At 71.4% G+C, this 20918-nt stretch carries 11 protein-coding genes and 1 pseudogene; 8 read left to right on the top strand and 4 right to left on the bottom strand.

What is annotated here, in order from left to right; all coding sequences use genetic code 11:
* Positions 1–129 precede the first annotated feature (129 nt).
* Together AB0C66_RS13505 and AB0C66_RS13500 are read left to right on the top strand one after the other, a co-directional pair.
* Complete coding sequence (locus AB0C66_RS13505) at positions 130–8256, top strand: type I polyketide synthase (RefSeq protein ID WP_362436760.1); 8127 nt, start codon at positions 130–132, stop codon at positions 8254–8256.
* 55 nt (positions 8257–8311) lie between these two features.
* Entirely contained in the window at positions 8312–9469 is a 1158-nt protein-coding gene (locus AB0C66_RS13500; protein ID WP_362436758.1) for an acyl-CoA dehydrogenase family protein, read from the top strand.
* Between the two features lie 78 nt (positions 9470–9547).
* On the opposite strand, the gene AB0C66_RS13495 is transcribed toward AB0C66_RS13500, so the two are convergent.
* Positions 9548–10213 (bottom strand): methyltransferase, encoded by a 666-nt coding sequence (locus tag AB0C66_RS13495; RefSeq protein WP_362436756.1) that lies wholly within the window; start codon positions 10211–10213, stop codon positions 9548–9550.
* Between the two features lie 228 nt (positions 10214–10441).
* On the opposite strand from AB0C66_RS13495, the gene AB0C66_RS13490 reads away from it, so the two are divergent.
* The 6 genes from AB0C66_RS13490 (at position 10442) to AB0C66_RS13465 (ending at position 18221) form a co-directional block, all read left to right on the top strand.
* The gene (locus AB0C66_RS13490) at positions 10442–10897 is read left to right on the top strand and encodes a hypothetical protein (RefSeq protein WP_362436754.1); all 456 of its coding nucleotides are present in this window, start codon (positions 10442–10444) and stop codon (positions 10895–10897) included.
* A 217-nt stretch (positions 10898–11114) separates the two neighbouring features.
* On the top strand, positions 11115–11312 hold the full coding sequence (locus AB0C66_RS13485) for a hypothetical protein (protein WP_176184458.1): 198 nt from the start codon (positions 11115–11117) through the stop codon (positions 11310–11312).
* Positions 11313–11378: 66 nt separating this feature from the next.
* On the top strand, positions 11379–13190 hold the full coding sequence (locus AB0C66_RS13480) for a hypothetical protein (RefSeq protein WP_362437375.1): 1812 nt from the start codon (positions 11379–11381) through the stop codon (positions 13188–13190).
* 314 nt (positions 13191–13504) lie between these two features.
* Positions 13505–16081, top strand: a complete 2577-nt coding sequence (locus tag AB0C66_RS13475) for a hypothetical protein (protein ID WP_362436752.1) — start codon at positions 13505–13507, stop codon at positions 16079–16081.
* Positions 16082–16250: 169 nt separating this feature from the next.
* Positions 16251–17660 (top strand): MFS transporter, encoded by a 1410-nt coding sequence (locus tag AB0C66_RS13470; protein ID WP_362436750.1) that lies wholly within the window; start codon positions 16251–16253, stop codon positions 17658–17660.
* Positions 17661–17726: 66 nt separating this feature from the next.
* Complete coding sequence (locus tag AB0C66_RS13465; RefSeq protein WP_362436748.1) at positions 17727–18221, top strand: gamma-glutamylcyclotransferase family protein; 495 nt, start codon at positions 17727–17729, stop codon at positions 18219–18221.
* 83 nt (positions 18222–18304) lie between these two features.
* Here the strand turns inward: AB0C66_RS13465 and katG are convergent, their stop codons facing one another.
* The 3 genes and pseudogenes from katG to AB0C66_RS13450 all read right to left on the bottom strand — a co-directional run.
* On the bottom strand, positions 18305–20521 hold the full coding sequence (gene katG / locus AB0C66_RS13460) for a catalase/peroxidase HPI (protein ID WP_362436746.1): 2217 nt from the start codon (positions 20519–20521) through the stop codon (positions 18305–18307).
* Positions 20522–20554: 33 nt separating this feature from the next.
* Positions 20555–20680 (bottom strand): hypothetical protein, encoded by a 126-nt coding sequence (locus tag AB0C66_RS13455; protein WP_362437399.1) that lies wholly within the window; start codon positions 20678–20680, stop codon positions 20555–20557.
* 37 nt (positions 20681–20717) lie between these two features.
* Positions 20718–20792 (bottom strand): annotated as a pseudogene (locus AB0C66_RS13450) (transcriptional repressor); the annotation flags it as partial.
* Positions 20793–20918: the final 126 nt, after the last annotated feature.

Raw genomic sequence — 20918 nt, 5'->3', positions numbered from 1 at the left:
CGCTCCGGCCTCCCGCTCCGGCCCGGCATACCGATCCGCCCCGTATCCGCGAAAAAACGTCCCGAAGTGTATCCACGGGGCCCGTTCGCGGATCGTGCAGTCAAAGGGGTAAGAGAGGGCTGGAGCTCTATGGGCGTGAACGAGTGCGGGCAAGGGCTCACCGGTGTGGGTCAGGATGCTGTCGCCGTCATTGGAATGTCGTGCCGGGTTCCCGGCGCCGAGGATGTGCGCTCCTTCTGGAGGCTGCTGAAGGCGGGGGAGCACGCCATAGCGGACGGGCCGGCCGACCGGTGGCCCACGGATATCGCGGAGCTGGCGAGCCACCCACAAGGTGGCTTCGTCGACGGTGTCGGCGATTTCGACGCGGACTTCTTCGGGATCTCCCCGAGAGAGGCCGCGGTGATGGACCCGCGCCAGCGCATGGTGCTCGAGCTGGGCTGGGCGGCTCTGGAAGACGCCTTCCTCCCGCCGGAGAGCCTGCGTGGCAGCGCCACCGCGGTGTTCCTGGGCGCCACCGGTGACGACTACGCCTCCCTGGCACACCGGCACGGCGGTGACGCGCTGTCCCACCACTCCATCGCCGGTCTGAGCCGTGGTCTGATCGCCAACCGGGTCTCCCATCAACTCGGGCTGCACGGGCCGAGCCTGACGGTGGACACGGCACAGTCCTCCTCCCTCGTCGCGGTGCATATGGCCTGCGAGAGCCTGCGGTCGGGGGCCGCGCGTCTGGCCCTGGCCGGGGGCGTCCACCTGAACCTGGTGCCGGAGAGCACGATCGCCTTCGCCCGCTCCGGGGCGCTGTCGCCCGACTGCCGCAGCCACACCTTCGACGCCCGCGCCAATGGATTCGTCCGTGGCGAGGGCGCGGGCGTGGTCGTGCTCAAGCGCCTGGCCGACGCGGTCGCCGACGGCGACCAGGTGTACTGCGTACTGGTCGGCGGCGCCGTCAACCACGACGGCCCCGGCGCCCTCACCGTGCCCAGCGCCGAGGCGCAGAGCGCCCTGCTGCGCGGGGCCTACCGCGCCGCCGGAGTCGCCCCCGAGCGGGTGCGCTATGTCGAACTGCACGGCACCGGCACCCGCGCGGGCGATCCGGTCGAGGCGAGCGCCCTGGCGGCCGTCTTCGGCGAGGGCCGCGACACCGCGCGGCCGCTGCTGGTCGGCTCGGTGAAGACCAACATCGGCCATCTCGACGCCGCCGCGGGAGTCCTCGGCCTCATCAAGGTCGCCCTGTCGGTGCGCCACGGTCTGCTGCCCGCCAGCCTGAACTACCGCAGCCCGAACCCGGACATCCCGCTGGAGCGGTGGAAGCTGCGGGTCAACGCGGAGGCCACACCGTGGTCCGACGCGCCCCGGCTGGCCGGAGTCAGCTCCTTCGGTATCGGCGGCACCAACTGCCATCTTGTGGTGGCGGCCCCCGAAGCCGAGCCGGAGCCCGCGCCGTCGGCGGACGCGGAGCCCGCGCCCGGCACACCGATTCCGGTGCTGGTGTCCGCGCGCAGCCCCCAGGCGCTGCGGGCCCAGGCCCGTCGGCTGCACGACTGGGTGGCCGCCGACGCGGCGCTGCGCCCGCTGGACGTGGGCTACTCCACCGCCACCACCAGGTCCGCACTGAAGAGCCGGGGTGTGGTGCTCGCCACCGACCGGGACGAACTGCTCGACGGACTGGTTGCGTTGGCGGAGGGCAGGCCCTCGGCGCGCGTCGTCACCGGCACCGCCGCCGGGGGCGGCCGGGTGGTGTGGGTGTTCTCCGGCCAGGGCGCTCACTGGGTCGGTATGGCCAAGGGCCTGTGGCAGGCGAACGAGGTGTTCGCCGCCCGTATGGACGAATGCGAGGAGCTGCTGCGGGAGTTGGGCGGCTGGTCGCTGCGGGAGGTGCTCGGCGACGAGACCGCCCTCAAGCGCATGGACGTCGTCCAGCCCGCGCTGTTCGCGGTCATGGTCTCCCTGGCCGAGGTGTGGCGTTCGGCGGGTCTCCGGCCGGACGCGGTCATCGGCCACTCCCAGGGCGAGATCGCCGCCGCCACCGCGGCGGGCATCCTCTCCCTGGCCGACGGCGTCCGCCTGATCGTCGCCCGTGCGCGTGTCATCACCGAGAAGCTGTCCGGGCGGGGGCTGATGGCCGTCCTGGACCTGCCCGCCGACCAGGTGGACCAGTCCCGCGTCTCCGTCGGCGCGGTCAACTCGCCCGGCACCGTGGTGATCTCCGGTGACCCGGACGGTGTCCGCGCCGCCGTCGCCGACTGCCAGGCCAGGGAGATCCGCGCCAGGATCGTCCCCGTCGACTACGCCTCCCACTGCGACCATGTGGAATCGATCCGGGACGAGGTGCTCAGCGGAGTGGCGGGCGCCGCCACCACCGACACCGGTGTGGCGTTCTACTCCACCGTCGTCGCCGGGCGGGTCGACCCCACCACGCTGGACGCCGAGTACTGGTACCGCAACCTGCGCGAGCCGGTGCGCTTCGCCGACACCGTCCAAGCCCTGTCCGACGACGGATACGGTGTGTTCGTGGAGGTCAGCCCGCATCCGGTGCTGACCATGCACGCCGCGGCCACCGTCGGCTCCGCGATCGTCCAGCCCACACTGCGCCGCGACGAGGACGAGACACATCGTCTGCTGACGTCCATGGCCGAGCTGTACAGCCGGGGCGTCGACCTGGACTGGCGCGGGGTGTTCACCGGCGCCCGGCGGGTGCCGCTGCCCACCTACGCCTTCCAGCGCGAGACCTACTGGTTCGACGGCGCCGCCGCCCGGACGCCCGTGGCGCGGCCCTCCGTCACCGCCGCGGCACCCGAGGCGGCCCCCGCCACCACCGGACTGTCCGAGCAGGAGCTGTGGACGCTGGTGCGCGGTGAGGCGGCGGTGCTGCTCGGCCACGCCGACACCGCCCGGATCGGCACCGACAACACCTTCAAGGAGCTCGGCTTCGACTCGGTGACCGCGGTGCAGCTGCGCGACCGGCTCAACACCGCGACCGGTCTCCAGATGCCCGCCTCCCTCGCCTACGACTATCCGACGCCCACCGCGCTGGTGCGGCATCTGCGCGAGCAGTTCACCGGGCCGGGCGAGGACCCGGCCGCCCTGGGGGCCGTACCCGCCGCCGACGACGACCCGATCGCGATCGTCGGCATGAGCTGCCGGCTGCCCGGTGGCGTGACCACCTCCGAGGAGCTGTGGCGGCTGGTGGCCGACGGGGCCGACGCCATCACCGGCTTCCCCGAGGACCGCGGCTGGCAGATCGAGGCGGACGCCGACTTCGTTCCCGCCGGTGGCTTCCTGGACGGCGCCGCCGAGTTCGACGCGGGCTTCTTCCGGATCAGCCCGCGCGAGGCCCTCGCCATGGACCCGCAGCAGCGGCTCGCCCTGGAGGCCGTGTGGGAGGCGCTGGAGCACGCGGGCCAGGACCCGGCCGCACTGCGCCGCAGCGCCACCGCGGTGTACATGGGCGCCATGGCCCAGGACTATCTGCCGCGCCTCCAGGAGGTGTCCGACAATCTCGCGGGCCACGCCCTGACCGGGGGCTCCGGCAGTGTGGTGTCCGGCCGGATCGCCTACTCCCTCGGACTGGAGGGACCGGCCGTCACCGTCGACACCGCCTGCTCCTCCTCCCTGGTCGCCCTGCACCTGGCCGCCCAGGCGCTGCGCTCCGGTGACTGCTCCCTCGCCCTCGCGGGCGGGGTCACCGTGATGTCCACCCCGGGCATGTTCGTCGAGTTCGCCCGGCAGGGCGGACTGGCCGCCGACGGCCGCTGCAAGGCGTTCTCCGACGACGCCGACGGCACCGGCTGGTCCGAGGGCGTCGGTGTGCTGGTGCTGGAGCGGCTGTCCGACGCGCGCCGCCACGGCCGCCGCGTCCTGGCCGTGCTCCGCGGCAGCGCCATCAACCAGGACGGTGAGAGCAACGGCCTCACCGCCCCCAACGGCCCGTCCCAGGAACGGGTGATCCGCCAGGCGCTCGCCGCGGCGGAGCTGACCCCGGCCGAGGTCGACGCGGTGGAGGCGCACGGCACCGGCACCGGTCTCGGCGACCCGATCGAGGCCCAGGCGCTGCTGTCCGTCTACGGCCGGGAGCGCCAGGACCCGCTGTGGCTGGGCTCGTTGAAGTCCAACATCGGACACACCCAGGCCGCCGCGGGTGTGGCGGGCGTGATCAAGATGATCATGGCGATGCGCGAGGGTGAGCTGCCCAGGACGCTGCACGCCGAGGTGGCCTCGAGCCGCGTCGACTGGTCCTCCGGCGCCGTACGGCTGCTGGTGGAGCGGCGCGACTGGCCGGTGGCGGACCGGCCGCGGCGCGCCGGTGTCTCCTCGTTCGGGATCAGCGGCACCAACGCCCACGTGATCATCGAGCAGGGCGATCCCGTCGAGCCCGCCACGCAGTCCGCCACCGCGCCCCGCGGCGCGCTGGTGTGGCCGGTGTCGGCGCACAGTGCCAAGGCGCTGGCCGGGCAGGCCCGCAAGCTGGGTGACGCGCTCGCCGCCGACACCGCCGCACACCCGGCCGATGTGGCCGTGTCCCTCACCACCCGGCGCTCCACCTTCGACCACCGTGCCGTGGTCATCGGCGCGGACCGGGACCAACTGCTCGCCGGACTGGACGCCCTGGCCACGGGGCGGCGCGATTCCGCCGTGGTCACCGGCCACGCGTCGGCGCCGCCCAGCGTCGGCGTCCTGTTCTCCGGACAGGGCAGCCAGCGCCCGGGGATGAGCCGGGAGCTGATCGAGACCTTCCCGGTCTTCGCCGACGCCTGGCGCGAGGTCTGCGCCGCGCTCGACCCCCTGCTGGAGCGCCCCGTCGACGAGGTCGTCTCGGCCGAGCCCGGATCCGAGGTGGCCGGGCTGCTCGACGAGACCGCCATGACCCAGCCCGCGCTGTTCGCCTTCGAGGTGGCCGCCTACCGGCTGCTCACCTCGCTCGGCGTCGAACCCGCGGTGCTCGTCGGCCACTCCATCGGTGAGCTGGCCGCCGCGCATGTGGCTGGCGTGTTCTCCCTGGCCGACGCGGCCCGTCTGGTCGCCGCCCGCGGACGTCTGATGGGCGCGCTGCCGCGCGGTGGCGCCATGGTGGCCGTACAGGCGAACGAGGACGAGGTCCGGGCCGCGCTGAGCGGATATGAGCGGGCCGTCTCCGTCGCCGCCGTCAACGGCCCCGCGGCCGTGGTCATCTCCGGTGTGGAGAAGGCCGTCACCGAGGTCGCCGCGGCCCTGGCCGCCGACGGACGCAAGACCACCCGGCTGCGGGTCTCGCACGCCTTCCACTCACCGCTGATGGAACCCATGCTCGACGCGTTCCGCGAGGTCGCCGAGTCGGTCGCGTACGCGCCCCCGCACCTCGCCGTCGTGTCCAATGTGACCGGCGCCATCGCCGAACCGGGCGAGCTGGAGCAGCCCGAGTACTGGGTGCGCCATGTGCGCGACGCCGTCCGCTTCGCCGACGGAGTGGCCGCCGCCGTGAAGGCCGGAGCCGAGGCGCTGGTCGAGGTCGGTCCCGACGGGGTCCTCTCCGCCATGGCCGCCGAGACCCTGACCGACGCCAATCTCACGGCCATTCCGCTGGTCCGCAAGGGGCGTCCGGAGGCGCGCGCGGCGGCGGAGGGCCTGGCCCGGATGCACACCGCCGGTGTCCCGGTCGACTGGCGCGGCTACCTGGCCGCAGTCGGCGTCGTGGGCAGCCCCGTCGACCTGCCCACCTACGCCTTCGACCACCAGCGCTACTGGGCACAGCCGACCAGGCCGCGCGGTGATGTCGCGAGCGCCGGTCTCGAGCCGGTGGGGCATCCCTTCCTGTCCGCCGCCACCGAACTCGCCGTCGGCGACCAGGTGGCCTTCAGCGGACGGATCGACCTCGTCGCGGAGGCGTGGCTCACCGACCACGCCATCTACGGCCACGCCGTGTTCCCCGGCGCGGCCGTGGTGGAGATGGCGCTGCGCGCGATCGAGGGCACCGACTGCCACGCCATCGAGGAGCTGACCCTCCACACGCCGCTGACCTTCGCCGACGGTGCCGTACAGGTACAGGTCGTCGTCGGCGAGGCGGAGCGGAAGACCGGCCGGCGCCCCGTCGGGGTCTACTCCCGTCCCGCCTCCGGCGTCTCCACCGCCTGGATCCGGCACGCCGCCGGGCAGGTGGTCCCCAAGGCCCCGGCCCGCGCCGCCGCCATGGACAGCTGGCCCCCGCGGGACGCCGAACCGGTGGACATGTCCGGCTTCTACCCGGAGCTGGTCGACCGCGGCTATGGCTACGGCCCCGCTTTCCAGGGGCTGCACACCCTCTGGCGGCTCGGGGACGAGGTCTACGGCGAGGTCCGGCTGCCCGACCATGTCCCGCACGCCAAGGGCGGATTCGCGGTGCACCCGGCCCTGTTCGACGCCGCTCTGCACCCGCTGCTGTCGCTGATGGTCTCGGACGACCCGACGCACACCGTCCTGCCCTACTCCTGGTCCGGAGTGGCCTGCCACGCACCCGCCGGAAACCGGCTGCGGGTGCGGGTCGCCCGGATCAGCGACACCGAGGTGTCGCTGGCCCTGACCGGCGCGGACGGCGCACCCGTGCTGACCGTCGAATCGCTCGCCCTGATGCCCGCTTCGGCGGACCAGCTGTCCAGGGGCTCGCTCGCCGACTCCCTGTTCGCACTGCGCTGGTCCCCGGCCGAGCCGGACCCGGAGCGTCCGGCCGTCGAGGCCGACCTCGCGCATATCGCCGCGGACGGAGCGGGCGACGCCCCGGCGGCTGCGCGGGCGAGCGCCCGCGCCGCCCTCGAACTGGTGCAGCGACGCCTGGACGCCCCGCATGACCGCCCACTGGCCATCGTGACCACGAACGCGGTGGCGGCCCTCCCCGGTGAGACGCCCGATCTGGCGCTCGCCCCGGTGTGGGGCCTGGTGCGCTCCGCCCAGACCGAACACGCCGACCAGTTCGTCCTCGTGGACACCGACGGCAGCGAGGAGTCGCGGCGCGCGCTGGAGACCCTGGACGCCCGGGCGCCCCAGGTCGCCCTCCGGCGCGGCAGGAGCTATGTCCCGCGCCTGATCTCCTCGCACGCCTCGACCACCACCCGGCAGACCTGGGACCCCGACGGCACGGTGCTGCTCACCGGTGCCACCGGCGGGCTGGGCGCGTTGCTGGCCCGGCATTTGGTCGTCGAGCACGGAGTGCGCAACCTCCTGCTGCTCAGCCGGTCCGGTGCGGCAGGACCGGCCGCCGAGCTGACCGAGCTCGGCGCCCACGTCACCCACGCGGCCTGCGATGTCTCCGACCCCGCGGCGCTGGCCGGGCAGCTCGCCCGGATTCCCGAGGAGGCGCCGCTCACCGCGGTCGTCCATATGGCGGGCGTCCTCGACGACACCACCGTGGAGCTGATGACGTCCGAGCGGATCGACCGGGTGTTCGCGCCCAAGGTCGACGCCGCCTGGCATCTGCACGAACTCACCAAGGACATGGAGCTGTCGGCCTTCGTGCTGTACTCCTCGGTCGTGGGTGTGGTCGGTAACGCGGGCCAGGCCAACTACGCCGCGGCCAACGCGTTCCTCGACGCACTGGCCGAGCACCGCGCCGAGACCGGGCTGCCCGCGCTGTCCCTGGCCTGGGGCCCGTGGGAGCTCGGCATGGCGAGCACCCTCGGCCAGGCCGACCTGGCGCGCTTCCGCCGCCACGGTATGACGCCCCTGACGGCGGCACGGGGCACCGCCCTGTTCGACGCGGCACTCGCCGCGGACGAGCGGCTGCAACTGCCCGTGCAGATCGAGCGGGCCGCGCTGTGGCAGGACACCGTGCCCGCGCTGCTGCGCACCCTGGTCCAGCCCGCGCTGCCCGCGCCCGCCGAGCGGCCCGTCGCCGCGGAGGAGAGCGGGGAGTCCGCCATGGCGGGCAAGCTGGCTCTCCTCGCACCGGAGGAGCAGCGCGAGGAGCTGGTGGCCCTGCTGCTGGAGACCGCGGCCGTGGTGCTGGGCTATCCGTCCGCCGACGACATCGACGCCGAGATGTCGTTCCAGGAGATCGGTTTCGACTCCCTCAGCGGTGTCGAGTTCCGCAACCAGGTCAAGCAGGACACCGGGGTCCATGTCCCGGCCACGGTGATCTACAACTATCCGACGCCCGCCGCGCTGGCGGAGCGGCTGCGGGAGCTGCTGTTCCCCGAGCCGGAGGTGGCGGAGACGGAGACCGCCGAGCTGCCGGACGACGCGCTCGACGGACTGGACGAGATCGATGACCTCGATATCGAGGCACTCGTGCAGCGGGCGAATTCCGAATGAGCACCCCGTGCTCCCCGTGTGCTGACCTCGAGCCGACCTCGACAAGGGTGGAGAGATGAAACCGGAAGACCTGAAGGCTGTTCGCGCATTCGTGAAGGAGTGTCTCAGCGGCTCCCACACGGAGCTGGACGCGATCGAGGACAAGCCCTCGGACGTCTACGAGAAGTTCCGGGAGACCGGACTGGCCAACTGGTGGCTGCCCGAGGAGCTCGGCGGCCGTGGTCTGAGCCTCGAGGACAGCGTCGAGATCGTCAACGAGATCTCCTACGGCGACGCGGGAGTGGCGTTCACACTCTTCATCTCGGTGCTCGGCACCAGCATCGTGCAGCTCTACGGCTCCGAGGAGCTGAAGGCCCGCTATCTCGCGCCGATGGCCGAGCGGGGCTCGTTCTGCGCGACGCTGGGCAGCGAACGGTCCGCGGGCAGCGAACTCGCCAAGATCGAGACCGTGGTGGCGACCGAGGGCGACGAACTCGTCGTGACGGGTGAGAAGTTCTTCTCCACCAACACCGACTTCGCCGACTTCCTGGTGGTCGTGGCCCGTTCGGCCGAGGACCCCGAGGCGTACCACGCCGTGCTGATCCCGCGTGACACCCCCGGTGTCGAGATCGTGAAGCGCTGGGACGTCATCGGGCTGCGCGCCTCGTACACCTACCAGGTCAGCCTGAAGGGCTGCCGGGTCCCCGTCGCCAACCGCCTCGAGGGCTCGGGTCTGCGGCTGCTGGAGATCGGCCTCAACGCCAGCCGTATCCTGATCGCCGCCACCGCGCTCGGGGTCGCCCGCCGCATCCGTGACCACTGCATGACCTACGCGAAGACCAAGCCCCTGCGGGACGGTGTCCTCATGGAGAACCCGGTGTTCGCGCAGCGGCTCGGGCAGATGGAAATGCAGATCGATGTGATGAAGAGCCACCTTCTGCGCGCGGCCCGCGACTATGACGCGCTCATGAACGGTCCCGGCGCCGCCGCCGGCTTCCACCGGCAGGGCACCCTGAAGTCCGCCCTGACCGCCAAGATGTTCTGCGGCCAGGCCGGTTGGGATGTGGCGAGCGTGGGCTCCGAGATGTTCGGCGGGCTCGGCTACACCCATGAGATGCCCATCGGGAAGCTGATGCGCGACATCCGCTATGTGTCCCTCGTGGAGGGCGGTGACGATGTCCTGCGCGACCTGCTCTTCAGCCGCTATGTGATCCCGGTGCCGCGCCGCTCCTAGGATCGCCACAGCCGGGCCCGGTCCGGCGCTCCGCCGACGCGGAGTGCCGGACCGGGCCCGCTGCCGTACGCGGGGAGGTCAGGCCACTTCGGCCTCGAAGAGGGCGGTGCAGCCGTGGACCGTGAGCTTGTGGTCGGGGAAGCGGGCGGCCAGTTCGGTGCGCAGCTCCTCGAGGCTGTCCTCGGAGTTGTGCATGAAACCGCGCCGGTTCCACATCCGGAAGTTGGCCCGGGCGGCCGCCCCGACCGGTACGCCCTGGGTGAGCACCGTGGCGCCGAAGAGCCGTCCGCCCGGCCGTACACAGGCCGCGACATGGTCCAGCACCCTTGCCTTCTCCCGGATGCTGCCGGGCACACAGTGCAGCAGGAAGTTCATCGACGCCGAGCCGAAGGCCCGCTCGGGCAGTGGCAGCGGCTCCAGCGCGTTGGCCCGGACGGTCGTGACGTCGAAGCGGGCCAGCCGCTGCGCCGCGTGGCGCAGCGAGTGCTCGTTCAGATCGGCCAGGGTGATGGACTGCCCCGGATGGGTACGGCAGTTGTCCAGGAAGTAGCCGGTGCCCACGCCGACGTCCAGATGGCCGGGGGAGACATTGCGGTCGAACAGCGCGACCACTTCGGAGACCGGGACACGGAAGAGGAACCGGCAGTTGATTTTGAAGGCCACCAGGTCGTACAGGGGCAGTGTCCACGGCCGGTAGATGGTCTGCCCGGCGTGCACCTGGTCTGAGTGGGGCGAGGCGGTCACGTGGAACCTCCGGCCGACGGGGCGAATGCGTCGGACCATGACTATACGGTGCCGTACATCCCGTCCGGGGCTCGCGTCCGTACCCGCCGCCGGGGCCCGGGGCCGGACTGCGCGGCCGCGCGGCCGCCCGCTCCGGCGCGCCGGTGGCCCGCGGGCTGTGACACCCCTGTTGCCGGAAGTATGAGCTCCGCCACAGCCGCCACGAGGGTGGCCTGATGGACTCTGCGGATGTTTCTGCTGCTGCTCCTTCCGGCCGGGCTGGTCGCCACCTTCGGCCTCGCGGGCTACGGCCTCGGCCTCATCGGCCGGGTCGGCCTGCGGCGTGCCGACCGCGGTGCGCGGCTGCGGATCGTCGCCGCCCTCCTGGGCTGCGCCGCGGCGGCCCTCTACACCTGGGGGCTGCTCATCGTCGCCAGTGCCGTGCTGGAGGCGGAGGACGGCGGGACCGACTCCTCACCGATCCGGCCCTGCCGGATCGCGAGCCAGGGGGAGCGGGTGCGGCACGTCATCGACTACCACGTCGACTATGTGCCCCTCCGGTTCATCTGCGAGCTGACGGATGGCGGAAGCTACGCCGACAACTCGGTGCCCGGCTATGTCAATCCGGCCGTACTGACCTTCGCGCTGACCGCCGCCGTCTCGGCGGGCGCCGCCTCGCGCGAGTCGCGGCGGGTGCGGCGCTAGCCGTCGCCGTGCCCGATGAAATCCGGGCCCCGCTCAACAACACCATGAATACCGGGAACACCGGGAGGCGCTGACTCCTCATCATTCCCCAGCGGTGATGATATGAGTAATGAAGGTGTGAGTGACACCTCATCGGTCCATGGCCAAACTGGGAGCCACCTCGGCGATGTGGCAGAGAAATTCCGCCGAGATCCCTTCCCAGCCATGGAGGCACACCATGTCCTGTTCCATCGACACCCGAAAAGCCCTGGAGTTCCTTCAGACCTCCGGACTGGTCCATCTCGAAATACCCCTGGAGCAGTTGGTCCGCGCCACCACCACCCTCGACGAGGTCGCGGGCTATGTGCTGGCGTGGGAGAAGTACGTGCTCGTCGTCGCGGCCGAATGCGACGAGGCCGCCGCGGCCGAGCAGTGAGGTCGACCTCGCAGCGCGAGGCCGACCCCGTGGGAAGACAGTGACGAGGGGGCAGTTGTGGCACCGATGAAGGCGGCGGGCGAACTGCCCCCACCGTGGCGCGCGGTCGAGGAACGAGCCATTTCCTGGCTGGCCGCGCACCACTTCCGATTCGATCCGCATACCGCGGAAGAGGGATCGGTTCTTTTCGCCCGCAAGGCACTGGTGGAGATGGCACTGCTGGTCGGACTGCGCGCCCGGCTGGACCCGGAGCCTTTCGACGGAGACTACGCGAGGCTCTTCGAGCGGATGAATGCCGCGGCGAAGCGCCCCTCCTACCGGGAACTCATCGGCCGTGATGAGCGCGCACTTCTTCTGTACGCCGGAACGCACGCCGCGCTGCGGTTGTGCGGACAGGACGACGCGGAGTTCCACCACCTCATCGAGCAATCCGTCGCGGGCCGTTACGCGACCGCGTTCGAGCGCATCCCCTACCGGCAGCTGGACCTGCTGCACACCCTGGAACTGGCCGGAGTGGCACACCACCTGCCGCCGGTCGAGGCGGTGCTGCCGCTCACCCTCTTCTGCGCCGACCCTTCCGTGCTCAGGCTCGGGGACCGCGATATCTACGCGATCACCCATACGGTCTTCTACGCCACCGACTTCGGACTGCGCGTCCCGCGGTGGCCCGCCGGCTTCGACCTCTCGCGGGCCGTCGAACTGCTCGAGGCGCTCTCTCTGCTCTCCCGGCACCGGGGCAACGCGGACCTGGTCGCGGAGTTGCTCTGCGCCCTGCTCTGTCTGGGCGTTCGCGACTCGGCGGAGGCGGAGCGGGCGTGGGCCTTTCTCTCCGGGGTTCAGGAAGCCGACGGCCGCGTCGCCGGTCCGGAGGGGATCGTCCGCCCCGGTCTCGAAGGCGGCGACGAGGAGTACCGCTCCTGGGCCACGGGGTACCACACGACGATCGTCGCCGCGCTCGCCGGGCTGCTGGCCCGCTCCGCCTCCGTCATCCGCCACCCGCGGCCTTTGCCCGCCACGGCACCCGACGGCTCACGGCGCGCGACCGCCCTCCGCCGCGCTACCGTCTGGCTCGCGGAGGACGCCACCACCGCTGATCTCGAGGACGCCCTGCCCGCGGCGGCCGCCGCCGCGCACGGAGCCCGTTCGCTCGGGGAACCCTCGCTCGCCGAGTCCGCGCTCGCCTCGGTCGTCAAGCGCGTCGACATCGAGCAGGGGCCGTCCCCCTGGCGACGCGTCGGGGCCGATGTGGTATTCGCCTGCGCTCACGGTCTGCGGGCGACCGACCGTAGCTGTGCCACGCTGGACCGTTTCCTCGAGGACACCGCCACCGCGCTCGCCGGTCTCACGGCCGTCCCCGCGGCCGCGGCGGGCGGTGTGACACAGCTGATGCGGCTGGGCTGGCTCACCGACGAGGTCGCGCACTCCCTCATCGGCTCCGCCGATCCGGCACCCCTGATGGCCGAGGGCCGCCCGCCCGCGATGATCGCCAGGGGGCTGGTCCAGTACGCCGGGGACGATCCGGGCCGGCTGGCCGGCAACGGCCCGTCCGCCCGTACGGTCGGGGAGCGGCTGGCCGCGGCCCTTCCGGCCGCCTGCCAGGACTACCAGCTGGACGAAGTGGCCGTACTGCTCCAGGGCCTGACCCTGCTCGGCTGGGCCGACCACCGCGTCGTCCATGACGGTGTGGAGTTCCTGCTGCGCCAGCAGCGCCCTTCGGGGGCCTTCGGCTGTCCGGCCGTGGACGACCCCGAGCAGCGCACCCGTACGCAACGGCGGTGGACGCAGAGCTGTGTGGTCGCCCTGTCGTTCCCGGCGGCGCTCGGCGCCGACCCGGGCTCCCCCACAGAGGACTCCCCCGCACAGGACTCCCACGCATAGGCGAGAGTTCGGCGGTTGAAGACAGAGGCCCACTGAGGCGCGTGCCGCGATGCCGTATCGGCCAGTGCGGCAGCACTGTTCAGCGGTCATCACAGCGTTTGCAGGCTAGGTGCGTTCCAAGCGTGGTGTCAATGCGGATGCTTGAGAAACACCGCTTGCAAACGCTGTCCCGTGAGCGCGTGGCGACCGACCGTAGAGCTGGCCGGGCAACCCTGACGGATCTCTTGACGCGTCTGTGACACAGGGCTAACTTCACCGCAATTCTTGTAGCTGACTTCTGAACTCTCCCCTTCTTCTCTTCAAAAGGTGAACAGATGCTGCGTATCCGACAGCGCAGAAAAGCGGAGCTGATCGGCCGGGGCCTGGTGGCCGTCGCGGTGGTGGCCGCCTCCGGTGTGGCCGTCCCCGCGGCCGGAGCGCCCGCACGGGCCGCAGCCGAAGGGCCCGCGCGCTGCGGGCCGTCCGGCGAGAGCGGACGGTTCGCGGACGGGACCGGCTCCGCGACGCTGACCGTCACTCATGTCAGCGACGGCTGCCTGCGTACGTACAAGCTGGTCAGCTCGGTGGCGGGGGAGCGGACCTTCAGCGAGAGCGCGGACCGGCCGACGCTGCGGTCCGGCTCCGTGCTGCTGGACGGGCTGTACGCGATGGCCCACGACGACGCCCGGCGGAACGAGACCGACCAGCTCACCGACGACGCGTACAACGACGGCAAGCCGGTGCCGTGCCCGGGTGGCTGCTACATCACCGGCAAGTCGTGGACCTACGTCTGGACACGAGATGTCTCCTACTCCGCGGACCTCGGGCTGACCCCGGCGGACCCGGAACGGATGCGCAACACCCTCGCGTTCAAGCTCAGCGACCGCCGTGACGGTTCCGGGGACACCCAGATCATCCAGGACACCGGTACCGGCGGCAGCTACCCGAGCTCCTCCGACCGCGTGGTGTGGGCGCTGGGGGCGAGCGAGATACTCGACTGGCTCCCGGACGGCGAACGTGAACCGTTCGCGCGCAAGGCCTATGACGCCATCCGCAACACCGTCGAACACGACCGGAAGGTCGTCTACGATCCGCGCCAGGGCCTCTACAAGGGCGAACACTCCTTCCTGGACTGGCGCGAGCAGAGCTACCCGGACTGGACGAAGGACGATGTGGCCACCATCGCCACCTCGCGGTCGCTGTCGACCAACGTCGTCCACCGGGCGGCGATCGACGCCGCCGCCCGTCTCGCGGCCGACGCGGGCGACACCGCGGCCGCCGCGAAGTACCGCCGCTGGGCCACCCGGCTCACCTCGGCGATCCGCTCCGCGTTCTGGCTGCCCGAGCAGGGACAGTTCTCCCAGATGCTCACCACGGAGCTGGACACCTCACCGGTGCGGCGCTACGACGCGCTGGGCACCTCACTGGCCGTCCTCACCGGTGTCGCCACCCCGCGCCAGGCCCGGCAGGCCGTGGCCCACTACCCGCAGACCCCGTACGGTCCGTCCGTCCTCTGGCCGCAGCAGCAGGGCGTACCGGCCTACCACAACAACGCCATCTGGCCCTTCGTCACCGCCTACCTGATGCGCGCGGCCGCGAAGACCGGAAACGACGGGGTGGCCACGCTCCAGGCGCGGTCACTGGTGCGGGGAGCGGCGCTGTTCGGCACCAACAAGGAGAACATCAACCTCCTCGACGGCGGCACCAAGACGGAGATCAACTCCGATCGGCAGCTGTGGAGCGTCGCGGGAATGCTGTCCATGGTGCAGCAGAGCCTCTTCGGTATCGACGCGCGCCGGGACGGGCTGCACATCAAGCCCTTCCTCCCGGCGCAACTCCGCGACAGCTACCTGCGCGGCAGCGACAGCGCCGCCCTGAAGAACCTGAGCTACCGCGGCCACACCCTGGACATCGACCTCGACCTCCCGAAGGACACCGCCGGGGCCAAGGCCGGGGCCTTCCGGGTCACCTCGCTGAAGCTGAACGGGAAGCGACTGCCCGCCGGTACGCCCATCACCGAGGACATGCTGGGGGACGGCACCGCGAAACTGGTCATCGAACTCGCCCCGCCGCGCCACGGATCGGCGACGCCCGCGCCGAAGCCGGTGGACGTCTCCTCCAAGGAGGCGCTGTACGGACCGGGCACCCCGACCGTGCGCAAGGTCACCGCCGCCGGCGGCCGGACCCGGCTGTCCCTCGGCATCGGCGACGAGCACCCCTCCAAGGTCACCATGGACGTCGTCCGCGACGGCCGGGTCATCGCCCGGAACCAGCGGGTCACCGGGGCGTGGCCGACCTGGACCGACCGCATGGCGAACCCGGACAGGGTCTCGCACTGCTACAGCGTCCGGCTGCGCTACACCGCCACCGGCAACACCTCCCAACACGCCGAGCCACGCTGCTCCTGGGGCCCGCACGACGACCGCGTCACCAAGGTCACCGCTGAGGACTTCGACGTCATCGGCGGCCACCGCAGTGACGGCGAACACGGTGTGCACTACGCGGACTGGGGCACCGGGCCCAAGGACAGGATCACCGCCCGCATCACCCCCAAGGCCGACGGTGACTATCTGCTCCAGGCGGACGCGGCTGTCGGCGGCCCGATCAACACCGGTGTCGGCAGCGGGATGAAGATGCTGCGCGTCCACGACGAGGCCACCGGGCGCCTGGTCGCCGAGAAGGTCATCGCCATGCCCAACACCGGAAGCTGGCAGACCGTCCGTGGCTCCACCTACGTCTCGGCGCGGCTCGCCAAGGGGCACACCTACCGCGTCGAACTCGCCCAGGATCCACGGGCGGTCAATATGAGCTACTTCTCCGCCAACGCCCTGTACCGGGACACCCGGAGCGGTCCGTTCAACAACAGCGATGTGTACGCGATCAAGGCGCTGCTGAAGCGGCGTACGGGTTAGGGGGAGCGAGGCACCCGGTCGAACCACACCGTGTGGCCGTCCGTCCCCGGCGTGTCGGGGACGGACGGCCTGGCCCGCCGGGCTGAGGTCGCGATAGCGGGGGTTTGTGGTATCCATCCCTTGTCGCGGCCTTTGTCTAGGGCCTTCGTGCACGGGAGGGAGTGGCGACGTGGCGTTCGCGGAGTCGGCCGGTGGTGAGGGGCCACCCGCGTCCAGCCGGAGCCTGGTCCCGCTGCTGGCCGTCTGTGCCGGGTACTTCATGGTGATCCTGGATGTGACGGTCATCAATGTGGCGGTACCGGTGATCGGCCGGGAGCTGTCGGCCTCGCTCACCGGTATCCAGTGGATCACCGACGGCTACACCCTCGTCTTCGCCGGGTTCCTGCTGACCGGCGGTGCGCTGGGGGACAGGCTGGGCAACCGCCGGATCTTCTGCACCGGTACGGCGGTGTTCACCGTCTCCTCGGCCGCGTGTGCCTTCGCGCCGAGCGCGGCGTTCCTGGTCACGGCCCGGGCGGTGGAGGGATTCGGCGCGGCGCTGATCGTGCCCGGTTCGCTGGCACTGCTCCAGCAGGCGTATCCGGATCCGGGCGGCCGCTCGCGGGCCTTCGGGCTGTGGGGTTCGGTGGCGGGCGTCGCGGCCTCCGCCGGACCGCTGCTCGGCGGACTCCTGGTCTCCACGGTGGGCTGGCGATGGGTGTTCCTCATCAATCTGCCCGTCGGCATCGCCTGTCTGGCACTGACCCTGCGCCATGTCGCACCCTCCCCACGGCTCACCACCCGCGCCCTCGACTGGCCCGCGCAGTGCGCGGTCGTGGCGGCCGTGGCGTTACTGACCGCCGCGCTCAACGAGGCGGGCCGGCGCGGCTGGTCCGATCCGGCCGTCATCGCCGGGATGGCGCTGGCCGCGGTGTCCGCCGTGGCGTTCGTGGTGCGCGAGCACCTGGCCCGTACCCCCGCCCTGCCACCGAGCCTGCTGCGCTCGCGCGCGCTGGGCGGCGGAGCCGTCATCGGGCTGCTCTTCAACTTCGGCTTCTACGGCATGGTGTTCACCGCCAGCCTGGACTTCCAGCACCAGCGCGGCTTCAGCGCCCTGCTCACCGGAGTGGCGCTGTTCCCCGCGGTGGCGATGACGATGTTCGCCTCCGTCCTGTCCGGGCGGCTGACCCGGCGCACCGGCGACCGTCCGCTGGTGATCAGCGGCATGCTGCTGGCCGCCCTGGGTCTTGGCGGCTGGGCCGCGGCGGGCGACGACCCCGGCTACCCCCTGCTGGTGGCCCCGATGATGGCGGCGGGATTCGGCACCTCCTTCGCCCTCACCGGCTCGACCTCCACCATCATGGGCGCCGCGCCACCGGCGTACTCGGGCACCGCGTCCGCGTTGTTCAACACCACCCGCCAGCTCGGCAGCGCCACCGGGGTGGCACTCGGCGGCACCCTGCTCGCCACGGCCGCCACCTACGGCGGGGGACTGCGGCTGAGCATGGCCGTCGGTGCCCTCGCCTATCTGATCGCCGCGGGTCTCGCCTGGAGGTGTGTGCCGCCCAGGGCCGGGCGCGGGGCGCGCGAGGGGCACTGACATGCTTTCCGTACCGGGCGGACCCGATATGCCGCCGCCGCTCCCTCGGACGGAACGGAGAGATACGTGCACGAGGCCACCCCCGTCGAGCATTCGACCGGCCCCGACCCCGCCCTGCTGAGTCGCCTCGCCGACGGGCCCGACACGCTGTTCGTCTACGGCACCCTCCAGTTCGAGGGCGTACTCACCCGGCTGCTCGGACGGCTGCCCCGGAGCTCACCCGCCACCGCCCCCGGCTGGCGCGCCGCCGCCCTCGAGCGCCGTGTCTACCCGGGCCTCGTACCCGCGCCCGGCAGCACGGCCCCCGGTGTGCTGCTCACCGACCTGAGCCCCACGGAATGGAAGATCCTCGACGCGTTCGAGGACGACGAGTACGAGCTGCGCGAGATCACCCTGGCCTCCGGCGACCGCGGCCGGGCCTATATCTGGCGCGAGGGCGACATACGGCCGGAGACCTGGCACGCGGCCGACTTCGCCGCCCGCCACCTCGAGGAGTTCACCGCCCTGTGCGCCCGGATCGCACCGGAGCTGACCGCGCGGGCCGCCCGCCCCGCCCCCTAGGCCGAGGGCGCGGAGCGCGGACGAAAAGCGTCCAGGCCGGCCCGTTGCGGGCCGGCCTGGACGTGGTGGAGCGATCGGACCGATCAGACCAGGTCGAAGCGGTCCAGGTTCATCACCTTGACCCACGCGGCGACGAAGTCGGTCACGAACTTCTCCTTCGCGTCATCGCTCGCGTAGACCTCCGCGAGCGCGCGCAGCTCGGAGTTGGAGCCGAAGACGAGGTCGGCGCGGGTGCCGGTCCACTTGACCTCGCCGCTCGCGTCACGGGCCTCGAACTCGTCCTGCGCCTCGGAGGTGGACTTCCAGGTCGTGCCCAGGTCGAGCAGGTTGACGAAGAAGTCGTTGGTCAGGGTGCCCGGACGGTCGGTGAGGACACCGTGCTTCGAACCGCCGTGGTTGGCGCCCAGGACCCGCAGGCCACCGACGAGGGCGGTCATCTCCGGGCCGCTCAGGGTGAGCAGGTTGGCCTTGTCGAGCAGCAGGTACTCGGCCGGCAGGCGGTTGCCCTTGCCCACGTAGTTGCGGAAGCCGTCGGCACCCGGCTCCAGGGCGGCGAAGGACTCGACGTCCGTCTGCTCCTGGGAGGCGTCCACCCGGCCCGCCGAGAACGGTACCTCGACCTCGACGCCGCCGTCCTTGGCCGCCTTCTCGACTGCCGCGTTGCCCGCGAGGACGATCAGGTCGGCCAGCGAGACCTGCTTGCCGCCCTTGGAGTTGAAGGACTCCTGGATGCCCTCCAGGGTGCGGAGCACCTGGGCGAGCTCGTCCGGGTTGTTGACCTCCCAGCCGCGCTGCGGCTCCAGACGGAGACGGGCGCCGTTGGCGCCACCGCGCTTGTCGCTGCCGCGGAAGGACGAGGCCGAGGCCCAGGCGGTGGCGACCAGCTGCGGGACGGTCAGACCGGAAGCGAGGACCTGCTCCTTGAGCGCGGCGGTGTCCGCGGCGTCGATGGCCTCACCGGTGCGCGCGGGCAGCGGGTCCTGCCAGACCAACACCTCGGAGGGCACCTCGGCGCCGAGGTAGCGGACGACTGGGCCCATGTCGCGGTGGGTCAGCTTGTACCAGGCGCGCGCGAAGGCGTCCGCGAACTGCTCGGGGTTCTCGTAGAACCGGCGCGAGATCTGCTCGTAGACCGGGTCGAAACGCAGCGACAGGTCGGTGGTGAGCATCATCGGGAGACGCTTCTTCGACGGGTCGTGCGCGTCGGGGATGATGGCCTCGGCGTTCTTCGCCACCCACTGGTTGGCACCGGCCGGGCTCTGGGTGAGCTCGTACTCGTACTCGAAGAGGTTCTTGAAGAACTCGTGGCCCCACTGGGTCGGAGTGCTGGTCCAGGTCACCTCGAGGCCACTGGTGATGGCGTCGCCGCCCTTACCGGTCCCGTAGGTGCTGCGCCACCCGAGGCCCTGCTCCTCGAGGCCCGCGGCCTCGGGGTCGTCGCCGACGTGGTCGGCCGGACCGGCGCCGTGGGTCTTGCCGAAGGTGTGACCACCGGCGATCAGTGCGACGGTCTCCTCGTCGTTCATCGCCATCCGGCGGAACGTCTCACGGATGTCACGCGCCGCGGCGATGGGGTCCGGGTTGCCGTTGGGGCCCTCGGGGTTGACGTAGATGAGGCCCATCTGGACCGCGCCGAGCGGGCTCTCCAGCTCACGGTCGCCGGTGTAGCGGGCGTCGCCGAGCCACTCGGTCTCGGGGCCCCAGTAGACGTCCTCCTCCGACTCCCAGACGTCCTCACGGCCACCGGCGAAGCCGAAGGTCTTGAAGCCCATCGTCTCCAGGGCGACGTTACCGGTGAGGACCATGAGGTCGGCCCAGGAGATGGCCTGGCCGTACTTCTTCTTGACGGGCCAGAGCAGACGGCGGGCCTTGTCCAGGTTGCCGTTGTCCGGCCAGCTGTTCAGCGGGGCGAAGCGCTGCTGACCGGCGCCCGCGCCACCGCGGCCGTCGCTGATGCGGTACGTGCCCGCGCTGTGCCAGGCCATACGGATCATCAGCGGGCCGTAGTTGCCGAAGTCGGCCGGCCACCAGTCCTGCGAGGTGGTGAGCACCTCGGCGATGTCCCGCTTCACGGCGGCGAGGTCGAGGCCCTGGAACGCCTCGGCGTAGTCGAACTCCTCGCCGAGCGGGTTGGCCACGGCCGGGTTCTTGGCGAGGATCTTCAGGTTCAGCCGGTCCGGCCACCACTGCCGGTTTCCGCCGCCCTGTGTCGGGTGCGGAGCGCGCCCATGCGCGACCGGGCAGCCACCCTCGCCTTCCGTCTTCGCGTCTACGACGATTGCGTCATGGTTCTCAGACATGGGAATCCTTCCGGACCAAGCGGATCACGGTGCTCATGAACTGCGGATGGTGGAACGGTCGGGGCACGGGCCCCGGGAGGTGACCTCGGCGTCGTCGATCGACAGGGCGATCGGGAGGCCGGAGTCGTAGGACGCGATCAGGCAGAGGTCCTCGTACACGACCGGGAGGGAGACGGGGAGTCACGTGAGCGCACGCTCCGGAGGCGATCGCCTCGACACCGAGGTGGTCACCGCTCCGAACCGTCCCGAGCTGCGAGACGCGGGAGGCCATCACCCGAGGGCCTGCACCGCGGAACTGCTCGGCGGTGATCCCGTCACGTCTCTTTCTCCCGTCGTACTGGAGTCTTCCTGTCTCTTGGCTCTCGCCGGAACCGATCCTACGATGGACAGAATCTAA

This window comes from Streptomyces sp. NPDC048636, assembly GCF_040650655.1.
Lineage (GTDB): Bacteria > Actinomycetota > Actinomycetes > Streptomycetales > Streptomycetaceae > Streptomyces.
Note: the sequence above shows the minus strand (reverse complement) of the source record. Positions and strands in the feature narration are given on the sequence as shown.

Coding starts and splice junctions, on each gene's coding strand:
- AB0C66_RS13475 (WP_362436752.1), top strand. CDS start 13,505: ATGCTGCGTATCCGACAGCGCAGAAAAGCGGAGCTGATCGGCCGGGGC.
- AB0C66_RS13505 (WP_362436760.1), top strand. CDS start 130: ATGGGCGTGAACGAGTGCGGGCAAGGGCTCACCGGTGTGGGTCAGGAT.
- AB0C66_RS13490 (WP_362436754.1), top strand. CDS start 10,442: ATGTTTCTGCTGCTGCTCCTTCCGGCCGGGCTGGTCGCCACCTTCGGC.
- katG (WP_362436746.1), bottom strand. CDS start 20,521: ATGTCTGAGAACCATGACGCAATCGTCGTAGACGCGAAGACGGAAGGC.
- AB0C66_RS13500 (WP_362436758.1), top strand. CDS start 8,312: ATGAAACCGGAAGACCTGAAGGCTGTTCGCGCATTCGTGAAGGAGTGT.
- AB0C66_RS13485 (WP_176184458.1), top strand. CDS start 11,115: ATGTCCTGTTCCATCGACACCCGAAAAGCCCTGGAGTTCCTTCAGACC.
- AB0C66_RS13480 (WP_362437375.1), top strand. CDS start 11,379: ATGAAGGCGGCGGGCGAACTGCCCCCACCGTGGCGCGCGGTCGAGGAA.